Source organism: Algibacillus agarilyticus (assembly GCF_003286125.1).
Taxonomy (GTDB): domain Bacteria; phylum Pseudomonadota; class Gammaproteobacteria; order Enterobacterales; family Alteromonadaceae; genus Algibacillus; species Algibacillus agarilyticus.
Window position 1 is genome coordinate 48,699 of sequence record NZ_QMED01000022.1, and the last position, 24,540, is coordinate 73,238.

11 protein-coding genes are annotated in these 24,540 nt (G+C 40.1%); 4 read left to right on the top strand and 7 right to left on the bottom strand.

The features are described 5' to 3' along the window. Window positions 1–398 precede the first annotated feature (398 nt). The 7 genes from DPX34_RS15670 to DPX34_RS22070 all read right to left on the bottom strand — a co-directional run bounded on the left by DPX34_RS15670 (window position 399) and on the right by DPX34_RS22070 (window position 14,670). The gene (locus DPX34_RS15670) at window positions 399–1,157 is read right to left on the bottom strand and encodes a hypothetical protein (RefSeq protein ID WP_111979392.1); all 759 of its coding nucleotides are present in this window, start codon (window positions 1,155–1,157) and stop codon (window positions 399–401) included. Further along, window positions 1,150–2,412: an AAA family ATPase gene (locus DPX34_RS15675; RefSeq protein WP_232824766.1), complete on the bottom strand. Its 1,263-nt coding sequence runs from the start codon at window positions 2,410–2,412 to the stop codon at window positions 1,150–1,152. The genes DPX34_RS15670 and DPX34_RS15675 overlap by 8 nt, the downstream gene beginning before the upstream one ends. Before the next feature lie 475 nt (window positions 2,413–2,887). Next, on the bottom strand, window positions 2,888–3,694 hold the full coding sequence (locus DPX34_RS15680) for a LamG domain-containing protein (RefSeq protein WP_111979393.1): 807 nt from the start codon (window positions 3,692–3,694) through the stop codon (window positions 2,888–2,890). A gap of 75 nt (window positions 3,695–3,769) precedes the next feature. Next, window positions 3,770–5,731: a pectate lyase family protein gene (locus DPX34_RS15685; RefSeq protein WP_111979394.1), complete on the bottom strand. Its 1,962-nt coding sequence runs from the start codon at window positions 5,729–5,731 to the stop codon at window positions 3,770–3,772. A gap of 347 nt (window positions 5,732–6,078) precedes the next feature. Next, window positions 6,079–7,185, bottom strand: coding sequence for a type 1 periplasmic-binding domain-containing protein (locus DPX34_RS15690; protein ID WP_111979395.1), 1,107 nt, complete (start codon window positions 7,183–7,185; stop codon window positions 6,079–6,081). A gap of 128 nt (window positions 7,186–7,313) precedes the next feature. Further along, the gene (locus DPX34_RS15695) at window positions 7,314–10,511 is read right to left on the bottom strand and encodes a pectate lyase family protein (protein WP_111979396.1); all 3,198 of its coding nucleotides are present in this window, start codon (window positions 10,509–10,511) and stop codon (window positions 7,314–7,316) included. 367 nt (window positions 10,512–10,878) lie between these two features. Beyond that, entirely contained in the window at window positions 10,879–14,670 is a 3,792-nt protein-coding gene (locus tag DPX34_RS22070) for a pectate lyase family protein (RefSeq protein ID WP_111979397.1), read from the bottom strand. Window positions 14,671–15,221: 551 nt separating this feature from the next. Here DPX34_RS22070 and DPX34_RS15705 point away from each other — a divergent pair. The 4 genes from DPX34_RS15705 (at window position 15,222) to DPX34_RS15720 (ending at window position 24,326) form a co-directional block, all read left to right on the top strand. After that, window positions 15,222–16,709: a UxaA family hydrolase gene (locus tag DPX34_RS15705; RefSeq protein ID WP_111979398.1), complete on the top strand. Its 1,488-nt coding sequence runs from the start codon at window positions 15,222–15,224 to the stop codon at window positions 16,707–16,709. 305 nt (window positions 16,710–17,014) lie between these two features. After that, window positions 17,015–19,996: a TonB-dependent receptor gene (locus DPX34_RS15710; RefSeq protein WP_111979399.1), complete on the top strand. Its 2,982-nt coding sequence runs from the start codon at window positions 17,015–17,017 to the stop codon at window positions 19,994–19,996. Window positions 19,997–20,314: 318 nt separating this feature from the next. Beyond that, window positions 20,315–21,757 (top strand): glucuronate isomerase, encoded by a 1,443-nt coding sequence (uxaC, locus tag DPX34_RS15715; RefSeq protein WP_111979400.1) that lies wholly within the window; start codon window positions 20,315–20,317, stop codon window positions 21,755–21,757. Between the two features lie 22 nt (window positions 21,758–21,779). Continuing rightward, on the top strand, window positions 21,780–24,326 hold the full coding sequence (locus tag DPX34_RS15720) for a DUF4861 family protein (protein ID WP_111979401.1): 2,547 nt from the start codon (window positions 21,780–21,782) through the stop codon (window positions 24,324–24,326). The last annotated feature ends 214 nt before the right edge of the window (window positions 24,327–24,540 follow it).

The window sequence follows — 24,540 nt, forward strand, 5'->3', positions numbered from 1 at the left end:
GATCAGTGGGCTATACTGGTCTAGAAATTCGCCCTATTAACACTTAAAGGTATATACATGTCTTTCAACATCCTAATCAATAACGGGACTCTGTGCGTAATAACATGATGCCGATCGCTTATTAGGTGATCGCGATGAATGAAAATATGCACCAGATACAGTTCTTTGGCTTACTAAATCGACGACTTCACCACTAGGGTTAGTATTCGGTAACGATCGTGCAGGACAGGCACAAATAAGCTTTTGCAACTCAAACCTAACGCCTGCTTTTGGCTAATTTACTGCCATAAAAAGTTTAACGGACAATGTCTATCATCCTTTAAATTAGTTGTTAACGATGCCTGTCCCACACGATTTGTTCTCTCAAAGCCTATATATTTGTGTAATTGGCTAACCAATTAACCAACTAACCCTAATATCTCATATGTGTCACTACCGTAGTGATCTAAAAGCATGAGAGGAAAACCGCTGATTACAGCCACTTGGTCATATGGTCGATGCTTCTCCATTTGCCTTTCAAACAGCGTTACCATACATATTGGCGATGTTGGAAGTTCCAAAACGTCAGTGATCAAGCAGTTTGCTCTTGATAAGTGCTGTTTGGCAATACGACTCCAAGTATCTTGAGTATAAAGCCCCCAGTTGAGAAACTGCTTGTCCATTTCTGGTGCCGTATTTACCCATTTCTTGTAATTAGCCAGATCTATTGTCTCGTGAGTAAGGTATTCGACTTCGTTACCTTTTTGGTGGCGTATAGCCTCTACCATTGGATAACTAACACATAGCAAACCTTTATCTTGAGCATTATTAAATAGTTCAACCATATGACGAATTTTATTGTCGTCAGCGTTAGAGCAGTGACAGTCGTAGTCGAAGAATAGATAAATTTCACTTATGTTTTCAGGATCTTCTATTTCTATAACCGCTAGGTCATCATCTGTTGGATTTTCCCTATTTTCTAGCTGTTCGTAAATGAACTCGTAAGTATCAAAATATTCATCTTTTGTTATCTCGCGAAACAATTTATAGATATTCATGCCGTAAGCAGTTTGAATTACGAGCTTATTGTCTCTATCGAATATTGTATTCCTTAGATTTCGTGCAATATTAGGCTCTGCTTTTTCCCCTTCAAAAATAAATAAGACATTGCTACTCATCAAATGCACCTGCGCGGTACATTTTCTCTAGGTTGTGCGCTTTGCGTAGCTCTCTATCGGTTAGTTTGTATAGCGGCTTCAAAGAGCTCTGATCTAGGATGTAATAGCAATCAGGGCGGAGTACATGGTTAGATAACAGAGTGCTATTATGAGTCGTGATGATTGATTGACACGATGTTTTAGATACTAGTTTCACTATTCGTTTTGAAAGAGCAAAGTGATAGTAGGCGTCGAACTCATCAATGTAAGCGAAGGAAATTTCTTCATTCAGAATTTTAAGATACCAGTAATAGAAATTACCAAGCGATACAGTACCAGTAGAAGCAATCTGTGAAAATTCGATGCTTTTGTTACCAAAATCGAATTCGATTTGCTCCTTACCTGTGTCACCAGCCTGAATTAGCTTACACTCAACTCCAGATTCATTGAGGAAGGTTTCAAAATCTTCTAGTTTATCTTGCTCAATAATACGCTGTGAAATTCGTTTTGTTTCTAGAGGTTTACCGTGAAACTCTGTCGTTTTGGTTAGAGTTCGAAAAAATACCATTCCTTCAACAAATTTGATGAACTGGAAAAAAGCCGCAGATTCTTTAGTTTTTTCAAGCAGGGCATTCGATTCAAGAAATTTAATTGGAGATATTTTGCGACCCGTGAAATCATTCTTTAGGTGCTCTGCGCCAACAAAGTTATAGAAAGCAATTGGAGATTTTCTACGATCAATACTAACGACTTTTTTTTCGTCGATATAGAGTTCCTCAAAGACGGTTTCAGCACAGTTTTCTTTGCCATAGTGATAGATCACTTTTATACCATTGAACTCGAATATGTATGTAAACTCTGCTAATGAACCTTCATCCATGCTAGCGTTTAAGTAATTGAGGTGCAGTGACGGAATGATGTTGGGGCTATCTAGTAGATGACATGTCAGATCAAGAATCGCTAATCCAAGGTTCGATTTGCCTGCACCGTTACCACCGTACATTACAGCGCTGCCTACAACACCATTTTTTACAGCGTGTGAGTTAAACTCGTATGATTTATCAGTGCGTAGGTTTACCTCAAACTCTTCGCCGAAGTTACGAAAACCTCTAACCTTTAGACTACATAGCATTTTTCTGTGCTCTATATTTAGTTTGTTAACATATAAATACCATATTATAGAACAATCACCGTAAAAAAAATACGGCAGAGTTGCTTGGCTCGCAACATGGTTAAGAGATTTTGAGATAAAGGTAACACCAAACGTGATCCACATGGGTGAATGTGAATAGAGATCTAAGCGGTCTTTCTATACCTGAAGTTATTGATGAGTTGCTAATATTCTATTTTCAGAAACTCGTTTTTGTCCAAAAACATGTTTGAGCGAACTTCCGTTAATCGTTTATAACGGCCTTTAGCAATTCAAAGCCTAACGTCTGCTTTTGGCTAATTGCGGCTATTAAAATTTTAACGGACAATACCTGCTTCTAAAAGCTGTCTATCATCCTCTAATTGCCAAACCTCAGCTATCTGAGCCACCAAACTTAAACGTTTTAATCTTTATGGTCCACTTACCGCAACCTATACGTAACTATAAATTTAAAATTACTTCGTGGGCATTTGAATGCGATAAAGAATACTGTACTCCATTATATTCAAAATCTTCCCAGTTCTGTTTGCTTATCTGATGTAGCGCTGTATTTCTGCTGCAACTGAGTACCTTTATATTGGGTTTTTCAATCTATTTTATTTTAAGGTGACGTTATAGCAGACAACGTGAGAAATTCGTTGGGCGTTAACGCTTTATCTGAAATACGAACAAGAGCCATATTGCCATTAAACCAATATTTTTTGTTGAGTCTGGCGCCAATTGAAGTGAGTGCTGATGCGGCAATGGGTTCATAGGTTACCGTGCCAGATAGCTCTTGTTTACCATTGACGAATGCTGAAAATACTTGGTTTTTGTAAGTCATGGCAACGTGTACCCATTCGTTAACAGGATGCACCAGGTTTTCATCGACTAAGGTTAACTTTGAATTATCCGATTTTATATATGTGTCTAAATACCATTGTGCTTGATCGTTTAAACGCAATTCAAGTGTAATTCGACGGTTCGGGTTTTCTGCGCTTTCAATATGAAAAAAACGAGGTTGAGTATTAAGTGGGTAAGCATCATTAGGTTTGATTATCGCTTCAATGCTAAATTCTTCTGCGCCTAGCAGAGGGTTATTTTTAACCACGAGCCTATCGCCAACACCATCAAATTCAATCACTTTAGCCAATACGGAACCTGTGTTTGCCTTATTCGTTTTATTAAGGGATATATCGTTATTAACGTTTATTACACGCGGATCACCTTCAACGGTTATGTTGAGGTTTGGATCGAACTGTAAAGCATCTAAACGCCAGGTTATTTGCTTGGTTGAGCTTGTCTGCTCTGCTGTGCAAGCGGTTAAACATAACGCTGTAAATAAGGCTGATAATATTTTAGTTAAACTGACTAAAAAAGGGGTTGCATTTGACGTTTTACTTAGCCAATTATTGAGTTTATATTTCATGTTTAATGCCACTATGTTACTGATTTAAATGCAGAAAGGGCTCTAAAAGAACCCTTTAAATAATTTGACTAATCGTTATTGGCGTTCAAGTGTAAACATTTGATTTTCAGAGCCCGATACACAAGTCCATTGTAATAGGTTTGCGCCATCATTAGCTGATTTGCTCGCTACATCTAAACATAGTTCGCTGTTACGGTTAATGATGCGCCATTTTCCTGATCCCGCACTTTGAAAACGGAATTGCTGGTTATAGCCACCCCAATAGTCCCATAACATAATGTTGGCACCTGGAGCCGTTGACAATGAATCTATATCAAACCCGCGTGTTGGTGACGCGACCGGCGAAATGCGATGCCAAATACCGTCTACGGTGCTAATGTTGAATTTTTGACAGTCGTTAGCCAACCATGCCCATTGTTGAATGTTCGCGGCGTTTTCAACATTACAACCGGCTAAATCAATTGATTTACCACTGTGTAATGGTGTTATGCGATAAGTGCCGTTAACGGTGCCATTAGAGGCATTGCTTGAGTTACTACCACTGCTGTAACCATTATAAACTTCAAACTCGGCTATCTGTGGTGTGCCAGAAGCGGAATGAATAACAAAGCTTAATTTACCGAGGTTAACATCGTTGAATGTGATCACATCTGGTACGCTTGATCCAGATGCTAACGTTGAGCCTGTGTCATAATTAACTAATGACCAAGACGTAATGCGATTTGATACTTGTAATATACGTGCGGCATTAACGGTGGTGTTTAAGTTTTTAATGTTGATGGTGCCCGTTGTGCTTGAAGGTGACCAATATGTAGATGTATCACCATCAATTACATTGCCATAGCTGCTGCCGCTGGCTTTTGAGCTACCATCTACACCCGCGCCTAATGCTAAGTTTTCACCGGTACCACTTGATGAACCAGAGCCCGCATCAGGATTTGTGCCAGTATCAGGGTTTGTTACAACAGAGCAACTGCCGTTTGAAACATTTAAACCTGTATTTGCGCCTGCCGTTGAAGCCACAATGCTGGGTACACAGCTCGCATTATCAAGTTGATAACTGTACGGTGTGCTTATTGATGTTGTTGATGTAGGGTTCGGGCCTGCTGGGTGATTGCTACTATCGTCACTCGTCCACGATACGTTATCAAAAATATTGCCGCTTACCTGCCAGTAGCCCATGTCATTTGTATAGAATGTACCTAAAACATCTTTTGAATCTTGAAAGTAGTTATTTTCAGCTTTCATTTCGCCGCCAATACGTGGGTTCATCCCCGACTTATTTAGGCTGATGTAATGGTTGTTATAAGCATGTGCCGTTGCATGGCGCAACAGAGGGGCTCGTGAATCGATATTTTGGTATAGATTATGATGGAACGTGACCGGGCCATTATTGTCGTCACTATCACTTGAACCGACTAAACCACCGCGACCTGAATTGCGTAAAATACTATACGAAAGCGTGACATATTTACTGGTACCTTTCATATCGAACAATGCATCATAGCCGGCACTTTCGCCACCTTGCGCTTCTAGTGTTACATGATCTACCCATACATTTGATACGTTGCTTTCCATACCGATGGCATCACCTCCATTTGAAATTGGTGAGCCCGATTTTTTAACATTTCTAACGTGAACATTACGAATAATGATGTTAGAAGAGCTCCGAATATGAATACCCAATTCATCAAATAATGCACCACTGCCAACACCGAGTAAGGTAACGTTGCTAATTTCTTTTAGCTCAATCACACCATCTGCTGTATTACAGCTATCGCCTGACACTTTTGATGTATTACCGTGATTGATTGTGCCTTCTACTTCAATGATGATGGGGGTGTCGCTTGACGCTCGGTTACATAAAGCAGCATGGATTTGCGTACCCGATGTTACACGCACCACTTGCCCGCCTTCACCGCCGGTTGTATTACCATTTTGCGTGTGGTAACCGTTAGCAAATGCATTACCTGCAAATAATGCCGCACTAATGGCAGCTGCTTGCATTGAATATTTAAATAGGTTTCTTGTGTTCATTTTGTTTCCTCTGAATATTATTGTTTTTATTGATAATACATTTGCCATTGTTTTTTTTGCTACCGGTGGCAAATTTGTGTATTTCAAATTTCTATTTTCGACTTATGGAAGTGCTTAAGTCGATGAACAGTATAAGGATGTTTTATTTATGTTCAATAGAACATGTAGTTAAAATGTTTATTTTATGTTAACTATATGATTTGCAAGACGTTTAATTTGTTTCTTATCATATAATATTATTTATATGTGCCAGGTTTGCTAATTTGTCTGTTTGTAAGACGTTTTTTTGTTAATTAAAAACGCAGTTTTATCTTAAATGGTGATTTTTTAGCTGATATTAATAGTGGTTAATTAAGCTTGGGTTGTTCAGATAAATCGCTGATTAAATTTTTAATATTGAGAGTCGGGGGGGTGGGTTGAGCTTGTGTTGCGATGTATTTTTTATATTTTATGTTGCGCCATTTTTTGTGATTAATAAAATTAATATAGGGTGCTATATTTTTTTTAGTGAGTAATTCAAAGTGATTAATTCGTTGTGCTTTTATACCTTGTTTGTGTTCTGCTATTTCTAAAAGTGCGATCACGCCCATCATAAAATGACCACCGACTAAAGCCTTAATTTTTTCTTGTTGTACTTTAAGTAATGCCTCGGGCAGCCAATCGAATCCACCAATGTACCACTCTTGGTTTTGATATTGTTTTAGATTTTGTTTTTGTTCGTTTACTTCAAGCGCCATTTGCGCACTGGCACACCAAAATATTTGGGTATCAGGATAGCGGTTAATTACTCTAAGGAAACGCTCATTGACCATTGTTTGTGAAAAATTCATACGAAAAATCTGATTCATTAATAAATTTTCATATTGTTTGTCATAGGCTAATAAACCGGCTTCGCGCTTATCGGTTACCGCATCAAATGTTCCGCTTAAGCCCGTTATTTGAACCTGTTTTAGCGGCGAGTTATCTTGGTTAAATTGACGATGCAACTCTTCTGCTAAAGCGTAACCGGCTTGTTTTTGGTCATAATTTATTTCATTTATCCAATATTTATATTTGTCACCCGGTTCACCCATGATTGATTTTTCTTTAGCAGTAAAAACTTGTTCTAAGGTAATAAAGTTAATTTTTTTTGCTTCAATCACATCAAATATTTGTTGGCCTAATGCCGGAAACGCTCTAAAAACTAAATAGTCCGGTGGTGTTTTTTGGTTGACGATTTCATTAATTTTTTTATCGAGGGTAAATCTATTGTTGTCGATATGAATAATGTTGATATTGAGTTGCTGCTCTGAGGCTGCGGATTGGATCGCATCGGTGACCCAATACCAAAATTGATGTTCTTTATGGTCGGGTAAAATAAATGTAATTTCACTCGCGTGCGCTTTATTTAGGGCAGCTAAACTACCCACTAATAAAATGCAGATCGGTATAATCACAAAAATAATACGTAACATTCTTTTCTCAAAATTGCTTTCTCAAATTGAGTTAACTTTACTCATTGTAGTTTATTTTTGTCTGGTTAGAAGGCTTTGTTGGTAAACAAGGTGCGAGAGCAGTGCACCTTGTTGGCTTTAGTTCACGTTTACTGACAAGTCGTGGTGTTTGAGTTGGCGCCTATGACGTTATTATAACCCTGCGTATAGCTCGATAGCCAAGGTGCTTTAGCGCCTTTTCCGGCGGTGGCGACTACATAATTCCGTAATGATTGACCGACTAGTTGTCGATAAGCACTAATAGTATCTTGTGAGGTTGAGCTATAGTCGGCAAACATATTGGGCACAATACCTTGGGTAACATCAAGCGATGCAAAGGTGCCATTGAGCTCGCAATGAGTGTTGGCTTCGTAAACGTAACTACCTGAAATTTCGAGCCCGCCTTCTTTTACAGCATCATCGAATAATGATTTTTGCCAATCGGCTAAATCATCACCTTTTGTATTGGCGAGTGAATTCATAAATAAATTGTTTTCGATGAGTGCTTTGGCTCCTACACGTAAACTCATTACATCTTTGCGATAACCGTAAAATACATTATTAAACATATGTGTTTGTCCACGACGTAATAAGGGCACTCGACGCATGGTGTTGTAGGCGCTTGTACCAAAATTATCATCGGTAGTTACAAATAGGTTGTTATAAATACTGGTGGTGATTTGCGAATTGATGGCGCGGCTATCGCTTGAACCGTGCAAAGCCGCCCGTTTTACATTGATGAGTTTATTGAAAGATATACTAATATCATGTGCCCCCACTTTGACATCAAATGCTGAGTCACCTGTGGTATCAAACGTATTTTGGTGTATCCAAATATCATGAGATTCACCCGTTGAGCGGATCATATCGGGGTCAAGTTCATGGTCTTCTGTGTGGCCAACGCCCACAAAATAATGGTTAGTTATGATCACGTTTTCTGATTGGTGTGTAGAAGCGCCACTGCTATCTGCACCAATCTTAAAGCCATTAAATACAAATCGCGTGTTAGCTCCTCGACCATCAAGGGTGGTGTTACTATTAATTAAATAATTTTGGATTGGTAAATTACGGTCATTTAATACGTTATTAAAAAAAGTGATTAAGCAGCTATCGCGACTGATATTTTTTGCATTGCAATAAGCGTATGGGTCTCGGCAGGTTGCTTCATCAACGCCTAATGCGGTTTGTAATGCTGTATCGGCACAATAAGGGCGATACATCATTAGGTCGGTTTGGCTGCTAAAATCTTGTTTGTCAAATACGATCCAGTTGTGATCGTTTGATGCTATGGCGGCTAAAATTTGATCTTCAGGTTTGTCGTTGGTGATCACTACCAAGTTACTGTTGCCTTCTGGGTTGTAGCCACCCGTTGCTTTTTCTCCATAACCTACGGGTTGACCAAGTGATAGCGCTAAACACTCAACAATAGCTTGTTCGGTTTGTATGGCTGATCCATGCCAGTTAATGTTATTATCGTGAATAAGGGCTGCACAATGATCATCAGGGTAATTGATGGTGGTTGCCTGGTTACTTGCATCGTTTGTCCAATCGGTTTGTGTATTGTCAGAACCAGAACCAGAACCAGAACCAGTTGTAGTCTCTGTATCAGTACTTGAGTTATTTGAACCGCCTGAGTTTGTTGCCCCTCCGGTGTTGAAAATTTCAAATTCAGCTATTTGTACCGTACCAATGGATGATTCGATTAAAAAGTTGAGCTTACTTGATGTGATCTCAGCAACGTTAATTGCTTCTGTTAGATCGGTGCCACTGGCCAATACTTGATCTGTATCGTCATCAACTAATGACCACTTTGTTATAGCGCCACTTGCTTCGACGGTTTCGATAATATTAACGTGGTTAAATGCTTGATTAACGCCTTTAATTGAAATGCGCCCTGTGCTGCCATTAGGTGACCAGAAAGTCGTGAAATTGCCATCTCTTACGTTACCATAGCTACTACCACTGGCTTTAGAGCTTCCGTCTGCTCCGGCGGTTAACGCTAAATTGATCTTACTGTTGTTGCTTGTATCGGTGCTCGTATCTGTGTTGCTGTCGCCATTATTGGCATGAGTGTCGTCTTGACCACTACCTGTAATTTGGCGGGTACACTTTTGGGCCGACACCGCTAAATGAGTATTTGCACCAGCCGTGGCTAATACAATGTCTTTAACGCAATTGGCATCATCAAGTGCATGATCGTACGGAATATTGATATTTATCGTTGACGTTGGGTTAGGGCCAGCAGGATAATTTTTATCACCTTGGCTTGTCCAAGTAACGGTGTTTGTCCATAAATTGCCGCTGACATCCCAAAACCCTTTATCGTTGGTATAAAATGTGCCTAATGGATCTTGCGCGTTTTCAAATACGTTGTTTTGCGCTTTTATTGCGCCGCCAATACGCGGGTTCATGCCTGATGAGGCGATACCATTATAATAATTGTTGTAAGCATGAGCCGTTGCATGACGTAATAACGGGGTGCGTGAGTTAATGTTTTGGTAGTAGTTATGATGAAAGGTGACAGGGCCATTATTACTGTCGCCATCCGTTGAACCGACTAAACCACCGCGACCTGAATTGCGTAAAATGCTATACGAAAGCGTCACATATTTTGTGTTAGCTTTCATGTCAAATAATGCATCGTAACCTTCACTTTCGCCGCCTTGCGCTTCAAGTGTGACATGGTCAACCCACACATTAGATACGTTTGATTCCATACCTATTGCATCACCGCCGTTAGAGGTGGGTGAGCCTGACTTTTTCACATTTCTAACGTGTATATTTTGAATAATAATATTTGAAGCCGCTCGCAAATGAATGCCTATTTCATCAAATAGCGCTCCATTACCCACGCCGATTAAAGTGATGTTGCTGACTTCTTTGAGTTCAATGACATCTGCGGCGGTATTACAGCTATCACCCGAAACTTGCTCGGTGTTGGCGTGATTGATCGTGCCTTCAACTTGAATAATTACAGGCGTATCACTACTGGCTCGGTTACATAATGCTTGGTGAATTTCTTTACCTGTGGTTGCTTTAATTATTTGACCACCTGCACCTCCGGTTGTACCGGCTTGGCGACTAGCAAATCCACTCACGCTTGGGCTTTGTGTGGGTATTGTGGTTAATGCGTTATTAGGGGGGAGATCTGGTAACGTAGTGTCGGGCGTTGATGTATCAGGAACGGTTGTATCGGGTATTGTAACGGGTGGGGTGGTGTTGGTTTTTTCAGCTTTTGATCCGCCACCACAAGCCAATAATAAACCGGCTATCGCTAATGTTGCAATGTAGGTATTTAATTTCTTCATGTTCAATTATTCCACAGATAAGCACAAATTATTTTGTGAAGCGTATCACTAATATTTTGTTTTTGCTACCGGTGGCACGTTGGTTTTTATTGCTATTTACACGATTTTTAAGTTTATTTTGATTATTTACTACTGCTTTGGGATTTTGTGCAAAAAGGGTTCAATCACTGAGTCGTTAATTAGTTAAATACTAAAAGATTAGTGCAAGGGGAGGTGTTGTGAAGCCGCTAGCTTGACGTTGCTAAAAGTCTCAATTAAAAAAGACCCAACGCAAGGTTGGGTCAATATTTTAGTACATACATTTATGAGGACGAATAAATGTATAACGACTTCTTTGTTCGTTTAATCTTATAACGATGAATGGCTACTATTGGCAGCTTGCCGGTGCTGCAGCCATCGTATTATTTTCACCTTCGTTATAGCTTGATACCCAAGGTGTTTTCCCCTTTTTACCCGCAGTTGCTAGTACGTAGTTACGTAAGTTAGCGCCAGGGTTAAAGCGGTTCGCGTTAATGGTGTTTTGTGATGCTGCGCTATAATCAGCAAACATATCAGGTGTGTTGCCATCGGTTACGTCAATTGATGCTGATGCACCTAATGGGTAACATGTTGCATCCGATTCCCACACGTAACTGTTATAAACCTCTAAATTACCTTCAGACACCGCATCAGCAAATAACTCTACCTGCCAATCCGCTAAATCATCACCTTTAGAATTATCAACAGGGTTCATAAACAAGTTATCTTCAACCAATGCACTGCCGCCTTTACGAATGCTCATTACATCTTTACGGTAACCATAAAACACATTATTTAATAAGTGTGTTTGGCCACGACGTAACAGAGGTACACGACGCATTGTGTTATATGAGCTTGCGCCGAAATTATCATCAGTTGTTACAAATAAATTATTGTGAATGGTTGTAGTGATCTGTGAATTAATTTCACGGCTATCACTTGAACCATGTAACGCAGCGCGTTTTACATTAACTAATTTGTTAAACGAAACGGTAATATCATAAGCGCCTACTTTTACATCAAATGCTGAATCACCTGTGGTATCAAATGTATTTTGGTGGATCCAAATATCATGTGATTCACCTGTTGAGCGGATCATATCCGGATCTAAATTGTGATCTTCGGTATGGCCTACACCGATAAATTTATTATTGGTGATGATGACATTTTCAGATTGATGTGTTGATGCGCCACTGCTGTCTGCACCAATTTTAAAGCCATTAAATACAAATGTTGCATTGGATCCTCGGCCATCAATGGTTGTGTTACTGTCGATCAGATAGTTGCGAATAGGTAAGTTTTTATCGTTTAGATCATCGTTAAAGAACTCAACTAAACAGGTATCACTCGACATGCCTTTTTCTGCACAATATGCATATGGGTCACGACAGGTTGCCTCATCTACACCTAAAGCATCTGTTAAGGCTGGATCTGCACAATACGGACGATACATCATGATAGAAGCCTCGTTAGCAAAGTCGTGTTTGTCGAATACAATCCAGTTGTGATCGCTTGACGAAATAGCGGCTAAAATTTGATCTTCAGGCTGATTATTTGTAATAACAATCAGGTTACTCCCGCCTTGCGGATCAAAACCACCGGTTGTTTTTTCGCCATAGCCGACCGGTGAACCTAATGAATTAGATAAACATTCTATGATTTCTTGGTCGGTTTGTAAGGCTGATTCACGCCAATTAATGGCATCATTATTAATTAACTCTGCACACGTAGCGTTAGGGTATACAACGATACTATCTGGGGGGGTTGTCGGATCGGTTGGATCCGTTGGCTCAACCGGATCGGTTGGTTCGACTGGATCGACACCATCACCTATTTGACCATTACAATCACCTTCGACAGGGGCTGAACCGGTAACGGTTAAGCTATCTATATTGGCTAATCCCGAGCTACCCGTCGCATGTAAAGTCACAATGTTCAAACCAGCATCTAAATTTATAGTTGCTGTTGTTGTATTGGTGTAATCAGTCCATTCACCTGAATCTGGGAATGCTAAATTACCGTTTAATGTATCGTTGACTAAGATTGCAGCAGGACGATCAGTCGAGCCATTAGCATAGCGGCTTGCGAGTGTATAAGTGCCTGCCGCTGGCACTGAGATAGCATATTTAATGGTTTTACCGGCTTCGTTATCGGTATTGGCATAACCTACACCGTTATAACCTGAATGTTCATTCTGTATTTCACCCTCAACCGAACAGAAACCATTGGTATTTTCTTCTATGGTTAAGCTGGTTGGTTCGCTTAATACGCTAGCCAATACCGCCGTTGAATTATACTTAGTACCATCGTCGCCGGTTATTTTTACTGAGTAATAATAGTGACCATCTACAACGTTTTCATCTGTATAGCTATTACCAATAACACCCGATGCAATGCGCACCCGACCGCTTAAGTTGTCATCGGTGTCGCGATATATCTCTTGGCCTGTTACGGTTATATTTTCGCTTGTCCAATTAATTGTGACATCACTGACCGCGACTTGAGTTGTAGCTGAAACAGTACCAACTGTCGGATCGGGTTCAGCCGGCTCTGCTGGTGTAGTTATCGTTGCAGAATAAGTTTCAAATTCGGCTACTTTAGGTGTACCTGATGCAGACTCAATAACTAAGCTAATTTTAGCTACCGTGGTTTCTGTAAACGAGATATAACCCGATAAACCATTGCCAGACGTTAAGGTTTCACCTGTACTGTGATCAACTAAACGCCAAGCTTGAATAGTACCTTCTGAACCTGCTGCTTCAATAATACGGACCGTATTGATTGGGTTTGTTAAGTTTTTAATAGAGATAGTACCGGTTGATCCACTTGGCGACCAATATGAACTCACATCGCCATCGCGCACACTACCATAGCTACCAGCACCTTTAGAACTGCCATCAGAGCCGGCATTTAACGAAAAGTTTACGCCTGCATCGGTGACTTCACCTTCATTTGGATCGCTTGGCTCTGTGGGTTGCTCAGGTTCTGTTGGTTCTTCTGGGTCGATCGGATCTGTTGGCTCCTCTGGATCGGTAGGGGTTACCGGATCGGTAGGCTCAATTGCACAGCTGCCATCTGATACCGCTAGACCTCTATTTGCCCCAGCTGCGGCTAACACAACTTGTTTTGCACATTCAGCTGAATCTAAAGCGTAATAATAGGGAAGGCTAACCGAGGTGGTTGATACTGGGTTAGGGCCTGCGGGGTGGTTGTCATCATCGTCGGCTGTCCAAATAACGGATGCTGAAAAAACATTACCGCTTATATCCCAATACCCCATGTCGTTTGTATAGAAGGTACCTAAAGGATCTTTTGCGTTTTCGAAGTAGTTATTATCGACTTTAATTTGCGCGCCAATACGCGAGTTAATACCGGATTTGTTAATACCGTTAAAATAATTATTGTAAGTATGGCCAATACGACCGCGCATAAGTGGCACGCGCGAATCAATGTTTTCGTACAAATTATGATGATAAGTTACCGGGCCATTTTGATCATCACTTGAGCTTGACCCCACTAAACCACCACGGCCTGAGTTACGTAAAATACTATACGAAAGCGTGACATATTTAGTATTAGCTTTCATGTCAAATAATGCGTCGTAACCATCTGATTCGCCACCTTGTGCTTCAAGCGTTACGTGGTCAACCCAGACATTGGAAACATCAGATTCCATCCCAATTGCATCGCCCCCATTAGATGTCGGCGAACCTGATTTTTTAACATTTCTAACGTGAACATTTTGAATAATAATATTGGATGATTTGCGAATATGGATCCCGAGTTCGTCAAACAATGCACCGCTACCCACACCGACTAACGAAACATTGCTAATTTCCTTAAGTTCGATAACGCCATCTGCTGTATTACAGCTGTCACCTGAAACCTTGCTGGTATTGCTGTGGTTAATTGTGCCTTCTACTTGAATAATTATCGGTGTCTCACTTGACGGACGATTACATAAAGCCTCGTGTATTTGTGTGCCCGTTGTTGCATAAACGACATTACCACCTGCTCCCCCAGTTGTACCGCCATTTTGGGTATGAAACCCAGACGCCCCAGCCGTTGTTGCGTAGAGTGCAGACATAACCGCTGCCGCTCTGAGCGAGTATTTAAACGTTGTTGTTTTAGTTGTTTTCATTTTTCACCTTTGTATTTATTAAAATAGGAGTTTCCGTACTCACTTTTTTTGTTTATTACCAAGCGATACTGTTACTTTAATAGTTTTGCTACCGGTGGCAATTGTGTTTTTAGTTAAGCAAAAAAATTACCGTTTTTTGTTATTGCAAGATTTTTGCTCGCACTAGTATATGAGTTTTAAAACATCGTGCAATGTAATAAAAACTATAAAAAATAGGGGTTTTGTTTATTTAAGGTTAAAAAAACCATATGAAATATGGCTTTAACTGTGATTTATATCTATTGGGTATAAGTAAGTATGTAAAGTAATATTATTGATTTTATTAGTAAAATAACTTTTTATATAGTTTTTTAAATATTGGTTAATATTTTTAGATTAAATTATATTCAATATATTTGGTTTTTTGTTAATTTTTTGTATAAGGTGTACTTGCTGATTGCTACCGGTGGCAATTTTCGGGACGTTAGCGTAAAATAATCCACATCGATCGCGCTGAGCGTAGAAGTAACACGGTAGTGCTCACCGTGTATTAAAACTGTGAGATATAAATAATGAAAAAATTAATTTGTTTAAATACGGCTGATAATGTTGCGGTGGCACTCCAACCTTTAAAACAGGGTCAACAGTATTTATGTGATGAAAAATTGCTTGATCTTTATCAACCGGTTGATAAAGGCCACAAAGTCGCTTTACAAACGATTACTGAAGGTGACGATATTATCAAATATGGTTTTAGCATTGGTCGTGCGCGTAAAAATATACAAGCCGGCGAGTGGGTACACACCCATAACGTGGTAACTAATTTAGCTGATACCCAAGGTTATGAATATGAGCCCGTACAAAAGTCGAATTATTTATCAGATGACACACCCGCGATTAATATTTATCGCCGTGCTAAAGGTGAGGTGGCTATTCGCAATGAGCTTTGGATCATTCCAACCGTTGGTTGCGTTAATGGTATTGCTAACCAAATTGCGGCTGAATTTTTAGCTAATACCCCTGATCTTGCGATTGATGGTGTGCATGTTTTTCCGCATCAATTTGGTTGTTCACAATTAGGGGATGATGCTGCTACCACCACGAAATTATTACAAAGTATGGCATTACACCCAAATGCGGGTGGTGTTTTAATTTTGGGGTTAGGCTGTGAAAACAACCAAGTAAGTGCATTTGAAAAAGGTTTAGCCGATTATGATCCAAAGCGCATCAAGTTTTTAGTCTCGCAATCAGTAGAAGACGAAATCGAAGCCGGTGTTGAATTACTCGAACAGCTTTATCAAACAATGCGCCAAGATAAGCGCACACCGGGACAGCTTTCTGAATTAAAAATCGGTTTGGAATGTGGCGGCAGTGATGGGTTGTCGGGGATCACGGCTAATCCATTGGTTGGGCAATTGTCTGATTATCTTGCTTATCGTGGTGGCACAACCGTGTTAACTGAAGTGCCAGAAATGTTTGGTGCTGAACAATTATTAATGGCGCGATGTCATAACGAACAAGTGTTTAAAGATGTGGTAGCGCTCGTTAATGGTTTTAAACACTACTATGCCAAACATGATCAACCTATTTATGAAAATCCATCACCCGGTAATAAAATGGGCGGGATCACCACGTTAGAAGACAAATCATTAGGTTGCACACAAAAAGCCGGTACTAGCCAAGTGCAAGCGGTTGTTGGTTATGGTGAGCGCATTACACAGCGTGGGCTCAATTTATTGAATGCACCGGGTAACGATGCGATCGCAACTAGTGCCTTAGGAGCGAGTGGTTGTCATCTTGTATTATTTACGACCGGGCGTGGAACGCCTTATGGTGGTTTTGTTCCTACTGTAAAAATAGCGACTAACAGTGAGCTTGCACAACGGAAAAAACGTTGGATTGATTTTGATGCTGGGCGATTAGTTGAATCAACGACAATGCCTGATTTACTCAATGAGTTTATCACTTTGTTAGTTGCCACGGCCAATGGTGAGCCAGTTAAAAATGAATTGAATAATATACGTGAAATCGCCATTTGGAAAAACGGCGTGACTTTATAAAGTTAATACAGGTGAATTAAGTGGTATAGTATTACTAATTTAAGTTGTGTGCTATTATAAAAAGCTAAGTGATATTTAACTTGTTTAATAAATGTTAAGTTTTAAGCCTGTAGTTGGCCAATTTGTAAATAAAAATTTACAAATTGGCGTTAAAACGGTTGACTTTGTGATGATGATTCTATTTAATAAATCACTAGTGCCACCGATGGCAATTTAATAAGTGTCGTTTGCTACCGGTGGCATATAAATATAATAAAGAAGATAGGGTTATTCATCTTCATTAATCACAAAAAAGAGAATTCACTATGAAAGCGAATACTAAAACAACATTTAAATTAAACGCACTTTTATCATGCATGCTGTTAAGTGGTGGACTTTCTTCAGTTGCTCAAGCTGAAGACACTGAAATGCAAGATGTAGAAGTGATTGAAGTGAACGGTTTCCGTAGCAGTCTTAATGCTGCTCTTTTAGAGAAACGCGCTTCAGTTGGTTCAAAAGAAACGATCGTAGCAGAAGACATTGGTAAATTTCCGGATTTAAATATTGCAGACTCCCTAGCGCGTGTTCCCGGTATTGCAATTGAACAAGATGCTGGTGAAGGTCGTCAAATCACAATCCGTGGTTTAGGTTCACGTTACGTTAAAACAACAATTAATGGTATGGAATCGGCTTCTGCCGGAGCTGCAACGGATGCGGCCGGTGGTTCTAATAAAACACGTGCATTCGACTACAACATTTTTGCATCTGAATTATTTACACAAGTGGATATTCATAAAACTGTTTCTGCTGAATTAGAAGATGGTGGTATTTCAGGTAATGTTAACCTTGAAACGGCGAGTCCATTAAATAACGACGGTTTACAAGTGGCTTATAATGTTAATGCGCGTTACAACGACATATCAGAAGAAGCCACACCGCGTGCCTCATTTATGGTTGCTAATAACTGGGATGATAAATTTGGCGCATTATTATCGGTTGCTTATTCTGAAGGTATTGTTCAAAGCGAAGGTGCTTCGACGGTACGTTGGACAGATAAACGTGGAAAAGCGGCGATTGATGCAACAAATGGTTTTACTGAAGCTCAAGTTGAAGATTTATTTGTTACCCGTATTCCACGTTATTCCGTTTTTGAGAAAAACCAAGAGCGTTTAGGTGTGTCGGCATCATTTGAATATCGCCCAATGGAAACCCTTAACTTAAAGGCTGATTTTTTACACGCCACGCTTGATACCGAAACAAACGAATATCAATATTCCGCCTTGATCAGAAGTAACCCGACTGGCATTGATCCATTAAATATGGTTGTTGATGGTCAAAATAACATTGTCGCCGGTGCATTTTCTGATGTACAAATTCGCTCAGAAGCCCGTCAAGATGTCTCTGAATCTACATTTGATCAGTTTACCCTACAAGGTGATTGGGATATTAACGACGATCTAAAAATGACATTTTTAGTCGGTAAAGGGGAATCAAAACTTATTGTGCCCCATCAAATCACATTTGCGGTCGACAGCACAGACTCAACATTTGCTTATAGTTATGATGCGAGTGTCGATCCACTTGATTTAATTAATGCCAGTTCAGCTTCGGGTTCAAACACCTTAACTCAAGGTGGCACCATCAACATGGAAATGCCATCGTTTGCATTTTTGCCCGGTACTGCACCGCAAGCTGGCACTCAGTATAGCCGCGATTCTGTTGCGAGTGCAATGGTCGACCCAACCGCTTATTCTTTGGCGTTAACCCGCCATCGCAATGAAAATATAGATAGCGCTAATGAATCAATCAAAGTTGACTTTGAATATGCGGTAAATGATGCCATGACCATTAAATTTGGTGCAGGTTCACGGTCATTTGAAACTGAATTCTCGACTGCACGTAACGATAATAAAGTGTCGGTTGATCACGATGGTGATGCAGCAACATCAAACCGTAGCACTAAGCTAGAAGACTTTACTTTTTACGATGCACTTGTTCCCGCATCTGAAAAATTAGGCTCGGATTATGGTGACGTGCTTAGCGCATTCGGTACCAATTTTGGCAATGCGGTTGATATTCCATCGACTTCAAGCTTAGGCAATGCAACTTGGTTTGCGCCTGATTACAATGCGGTTTATAACGCGGTTAAAGGCAAAAGTTATTTTCAACCTTCAGTTGAATATGATCGTGGTTACCGCGTGAAAGAAGAGGTATTTACGGCTTATGCGCAAGTTGATTATGTGCATGAAATTTTCGATCGTGATTTACGCACTAATTTTGGTGTGCGTTATATCGACAATACCAATACATCTTGGGGGCCAAATACGAGCAATTTAGCCAATTCAGGTTTTGATGTGCGAGATGCGTCTTTACCAATTTATGTTGAAACGGGTAGTACAAGTGACGACATTTTACCGTCTGTTAACTTGGCGTTCGATTTAACGGATGATCTAGTGTTAAGAGCCTCTTGGTCTGAAGCGATAACCCGACCGGCTATTTCTGTTTTAGCTTCTGCGGTTAAAGTATCTGAGCCAAGTGAAAACAACCCTGAAGGTAAAATCGAAATTGGTGCAGGCCCAACACTTAAACCTTACGAAGCTACCAACATTGATCTGGGTTTAGAATGGTATTTTGCTGAAGAATCGTTATTAGCGGCTGCTATTTTTGCAAAAGACATTACTAACTTAAGCAAAATTACCGACACTATTCAGTTAACTGAAGCTGATTTAAAAGGTTATGGCATTGATTATGATTCAGTCACGTCGGGTTATGATTTAGCAACAACCGATTGGGATTTAACTTATAGCACCAGTACTGAACCAGAAAGCATGTGGGGTGCTGAGTTTATTTATCAACAACCGTTCACCTTTTTACCGGCTCCATTTGATGGTTTAGGGGTTCAGGCTAACTACACATACATTGATTATGAGCGTGAATATACTAGCCCTGTTTCGGGTGTTACAGCTAACTTAACGGAGTTTGAAACCTCTGAAAACAGTTACAACATGACAGTATATTTTGAGCAAGATATTTGGTCAGCTCGTTTTTCATATAACTTCCGTGAAAGCTATGTTAAGCAATATGACAACCGCAGCTCAGAAGGCACTTGGGGCCGTGGTTACGATGATAAAGGTATTCTTAACTTCTCATCACGTTACGATATAAACGACAATGTTTCGTTAGCATTTGAAGCGATTAACTTAACCAATGCGGGCTCGATTCAATGGCACAATGTTGAATCGCAAAAACCTTATGAGTCACTTTGGAATGGTCGTCAATTCTTAGTGGGTGTACGAGGCTCTTTATAAAACTTAAGTTGTAAATAGTTATTTATATACCGTCACTTTGAATCAGGTGGCGGTATTCTTCATTTAATTGGCTATAAATATTGATTCATGTACGTTTAAAAGTGATTTAAAAAGTGATTATAACGTTTGATGCAATTATTTTTTAACACGTTTTTTAACGGTTTTATATTGGCTTCAAGCAAGATTATAATGTAAGTCATTTACTTTACCTTGTTTTGAATAACGGTAGGGGAGCAGTAAACCTATTTTTAGTGCGGATTTGTTTATTGGTTTGCCACCGGTAGCCTTGTTTTATATTAGACTTTATTAGAGGTTAAAATGAGCAACTTAATTCAAAAATTATCTTTGCATCCTGAGCGCTTATTTTCGGGCGACAGCAAAGTTGCTGCGATAGCGAGTGAGCTATACAACGAGATTAAAAATTTACCGATTATTAGCCCACATGGACATACAGATCCAAGCTGGTTTAATGAAAATAAAAATTGGGATAATGCGACTGATTTGTTGATCAAGCCAGATCATTATGTTTTTAGAATGCTTTATAGCCAAGGCATTAGCCTTGAAACTTTGGGGATTCCGCAAAGTGGTTTACTGGGTGATTCCGCGGCGTCCCAACACGCTGATCCTGAAAAAATATGGCAGTTGTTTGCTGATCATTATTACTTATTTTCCGGTACGCCGTCGGGTTATTGGTTGGATGCGACATTTGCTAATGTATTTGGTTTTACCGATAAGTTATGTTCAGCTAATGCGATGGTGTATTACAATGAAATTAATCGCCAGTTAGTTACGCCAGAATTTAAACCATTGGCGCTTATGGATAAGTTCAATATTGAATTAATTGCCACAACAGAAGGTGCGTTAGATCAGCTGCCGCATCATATTGCTATTAAAGATAAGCCCGCCGCTCAGCGCGTGATAACATCTTTCCGTCCGGATGATGTTGTTGATGCAAGTCGTGAAGATTTCCAACAAAATTTAGGTCATTTAGCAGAATTAACCGGTCAAGATACCACTGATTGGCAAGGTTATTTAGCGGCTATTCGCCAACGTCGTGAATACTTTAAAGTTAATGGGCGGGCCACCGCAACGGATCATGGTCATCCAACGGCGTTAACAGCCGATTTAACCCCACAAGCCTGTCAGGCATTACTTGATAAATGTATGGCCGGCATTGCAACAGAAATGGAACAAGAGTTGTTTCGTGGTCAAATGTTAACTGAGTTAGCGGGCATGAGTATTGACGATGGCTTAGTGATGCAAATTCATCCCGGCGCACACCGTAATCATAACCAAAACGTGTTTGATAAATTTGGTCGTGATAAAGGCTGTGATATCCCAAGTCAAACGGAATATGTGAATGCGCTTAAGCCGTTATTGAGCAAGTACGGTAATGATCCTAAGTTAAGTGTCATTTTGTTTACGTTAGACGAAACGGTTTATAGCCGTGAGTTAGCGCCATTAGCGGGTCATTATCCAAGTCTTAAGTTAGGGCCTGCATGGTGGTTTCATGACAGCCCCGCTGGCATGTATCGTTTTCGTCAGCAAACCACCGAAACGGCTGGCTTTTACAACACCGTCGGCTTTAATGATGATACGCGTGCATTTTTATCTATTCCGGCTCGGCATGATGTGGCACGCCGAGTTGATTGTCGTTATTTAGCTGAGTTGGTCATGAATCATCAAATTAATATGACCGAAGCCCATACTTTAGCTTACCAGCTGACTTATGGCTTGGTTAAAAATGCGTATAAAATTTAAGATTAATTGATAAGAGGTTCGAATGAAATTATTTTCACTATCTTGCACATCTATCGCATGCTCTGTCACTTTATTATCGTCAGTTAGTATTTTAATGTCGGGTTGCAATCTTTCTCAACCGATAAATACGGTGGATACACCGGCCGAAACAAGACGATTAACACAAGACCGATTGGCTAATATTGAAGTGCAAAATCCATCTGATTTTAAACGTGATGATCAAAGTTTGTATGTTAGTTATTACGATTTAGGGTTGACTGAACAGGGGGCGCATTTAAGCGCGAGTATGCAAGGTAAATCGCTTGCTTCTCAGGCGGTTGATATTGATCAAGATGGCACGTTAGATGGGTTGCTGTTAGCACTTAATTTAGCTGCGGGTGAAACCGTCATGGTTGATATTGTTAAAACAGCGGCCATTGAAAATAATTTTATTAAACGAACCCAGGCTGAAATTTCACACAAAACGGGTGGTACTTGGGTTCCTCACAGCAAACATAAAGAAAGTCAGTATAAAGAATATATTGGGGGGGAATTTACTAACGTACAGCAATTAACGCCCCCTAGTTATTACACTGACCATTCGAATTGGATCCGTTATGAAGGCCCTGGAATCGAATCGGATAAAGTCGGTTATCGCGTGTATTTAGATCACCGTAATGGTTTTGATATTTTTGGTAAACTAACATCAGAACCTGCACTACAAAAAGTAGGGCAAGATGGTTATGCCTCTTATCATGAATTGCAACCTTGGGGCATGGATATTCTCAAAGTAGGTCGTTCACTCGGTGCGGGTGGTTTTGGTTTATGGCACAAAGATAAATTAAGTTTGATAAAAGATGTTGAGCAATGGACAGCAACCATTAATGAAAACGGTGCTATTCGATCTTCAATGAAAATTGATTATCAAGGCTGGCAAAGTGAAGTTGGTAAACAAGACATAACGGCTCGTATTGCCATGCAAGCCGGTAGTCGGTTAGCTAAACTGACCTTAGATTTAGAAAAACCCAGCGGTAAGCTTGCCGCGGGTTTAGTTAAGCACAAAAATACAGAATTCATTCAAGGTGATTTAAACATCACGAGTGCCGCTTATAGTTATATTGCGAGTTGGGGAAAACAATCGCTTGATGGGAGCCATTTAGGGATGGCTGTGTTTTTCAAAAAAGAATTTGTTAAGCAAATCACCCAAGATAAGAAAAACTACCTAGCTATTTTAGCTCCCAAAGGTTTACCGACTGCGACTAACCCACAAGCGCAGCAAGTTGATTATTATTTTGCGGCAGTATGGGAGCCAGAAAGTGGCATTGATACTAAGCAAAAATTTATCGAATATTTAAATCAAGAAGCTGAAAAATTAACAATTCAGCCAAGAGTACGCATCAACACTCAGCTAACCAATGCGAGTTTATTGGGTGAGGTGACGGCACAAAGTGCGCTTAATTGGTCGGTAAAAATGGCTGATAGTGAGCTTAAACGCAAAGGTAACACTTATCGATATGATGGTTGGGATGTAAATCGTCGTCGCTTGCCAAAATTTGAATACGATATTCTAGGTTTATATCCGTTTATGTTTAATGAGCTGGGTAATAAAACGAATAATCCGGATTTTAAACAAGTGTTAGTTGATGTTGCGGGTAGTTTTATTACCGACGATGGCAACATTAAACGTTATAAAAAGACTAATTTTAATATAGACAGTATTGCCCCTGGTCGTTCGGTATTGGCTTTGTATAAAGAAACCGGTGAGCAAAAATATCAACAAGCGGCCCAGTTATTACGCCAGCAATTAGTTGAGCACCCAAGAACCTCAGAGGGCGCTTTTTGGCATAAAAAGAAATACACCCACCAACTTTGGTTAGATGGCGTTTATATGGGCGTGCCCTTTTTAGCGGAATACGCCATGATGTTTGAAAGTGGTGATACGCGTCAACATAGCTTAGAAGAAGTGGTTAACGAGTTTGTGCTCACGCGGAAATATTTAAAAGATGCCAAAACAGGTTATTACTATCACGCCTGGGACGAAGCTAAAAAACAAGATTGGGCCGATAAAAATACCGGTTTATCACCTAATTATTGGGCGCGTGGTATGGGCTGGTTTGTCATGGCTTTAGTTGATGTATTAGATATTATTCCCGTCTCTGAAACCGAACTTCGCGCCCCTTTAATTGAAATAGTGCAAGAAACCGCCGCCAGCTTATTAAAAGCGCAAGACTCGCAAACTGCAACGTGGTGGCAGGTTATGGATAAACCTAATGCCGTTGGCAACTATCGTGAATCAAGCGCATCTTCTATGTTTGTTTACTTTTTAGCAAAAGCTGTAGATGAAGGCTATATCGATGCGAGTTATAAAGCGCACGCGGTAAAAGCGTATCAAGGCTTGCTTAACGAGTTTATCTTAGTGCATGCCGATGGCACCATTAGTATGACTAACCAATGTTATGTAGCGGGATTAGGGTTTGGGCGTGATGGTTCGTATTTGTATTATATGCAAGAGCCTGTCTCAAATAACGACCCCAAAGGAACGATACCCTTTATGTTAGCGGGTGTGGCGATACACGATATGTTGAATTAGTTAGGTATTTTTACGCTAACGCCAAGTGAATTAGCTCTATATCTATAGTCAAAGCGATCGGGTTTTAGGGGCAGGTTTCTAGTGCCAGACGAAACCTAAGTACTTACTTCCATGTAAGCAAAGCTGTCAAAGCTACCGCGTCCTGCTCTCGCCCCTTACCTGCATCCATGCAGGCAAGCTTCGAGACCCCATGAGTATATGCTCTACTATGTGA

Excerpts from the sequence above, each read along its gene's own strand:
- DPX34_RS15695 (WP_111979396.1), bottom strand. The coding sequence starts at position 10,511 with ATGAAGAAATTAAATACCTACATTGCAACATTAGCGATAGCCGGTTTA.
- DPX34_RS15720 (WP_111979401.1), top strand. The coding sequence starts at position 21,780 with ATGAAATTATTTTCACTATCTTGCACATCTATCGCATGCTCTGTCACT.
- DPX34_RS15690 (WP_111979395.1), bottom strand. The coding sequence starts at position 7,185 with ATGTTACGTATTATTTTTGTGATTATACCGATCTGCATTTTATTAGTG.
- DPX34_RS15675 (WP_232824766.1), bottom strand. The coding sequence starts at position 2,412 with ATGTGGATCACGTTTGGTGTTACCTTTATCTCAAAATCTCTTAACCAT.
- DPX34_RS15705 (WP_111979398.1), top strand. The coding sequence starts at position 15,222 with ATGAAAAAATTAATTTGTTTAAATACGGCTGATAATGTTGCGGTGGCA.
- uxaC (WP_111979400.1), top strand. The coding sequence starts at position 20,315 with ATGAGCAACTTAATTCAAAAATTATCTTTGCATCCTGAGCGCTTATTT.
- DPX34_RS15680 (WP_111979393.1), bottom strand. The coding sequence starts at position 3,694 with ATGAAATATAAACTCAATAATTGGCTAAGTAAAACGTCAAATGCAACC.
- DPX34_RS22070 (WP_111979397.1), bottom strand. The coding sequence starts at position 14,670 with ATGAAAACAACTAAAACAACAACGTTTAAATACTCGCTCAGAGCGGCA.
- DPX34_RS15670 (WP_111979392.1), bottom strand. The coding sequence starts at position 1,157 with ATGAGTAGCAATGTCTTATTTATTTTTGAAGGGGAAAAAGCAGAGCCT.
- DPX34_RS15710 (WP_111979399.1), top strand. The coding sequence starts at position 17,015 with ATGAAAGCGAATACTAAAACAACATTTAAATTAAACGCACTTTTATCA.
- DPX34_RS15685 (WP_111979394.1), bottom strand. The coding sequence starts at position 5,731 with ATGAACACAAGAAACCTATTTAAATATTCAATGCAAGCAGCTGCCATT.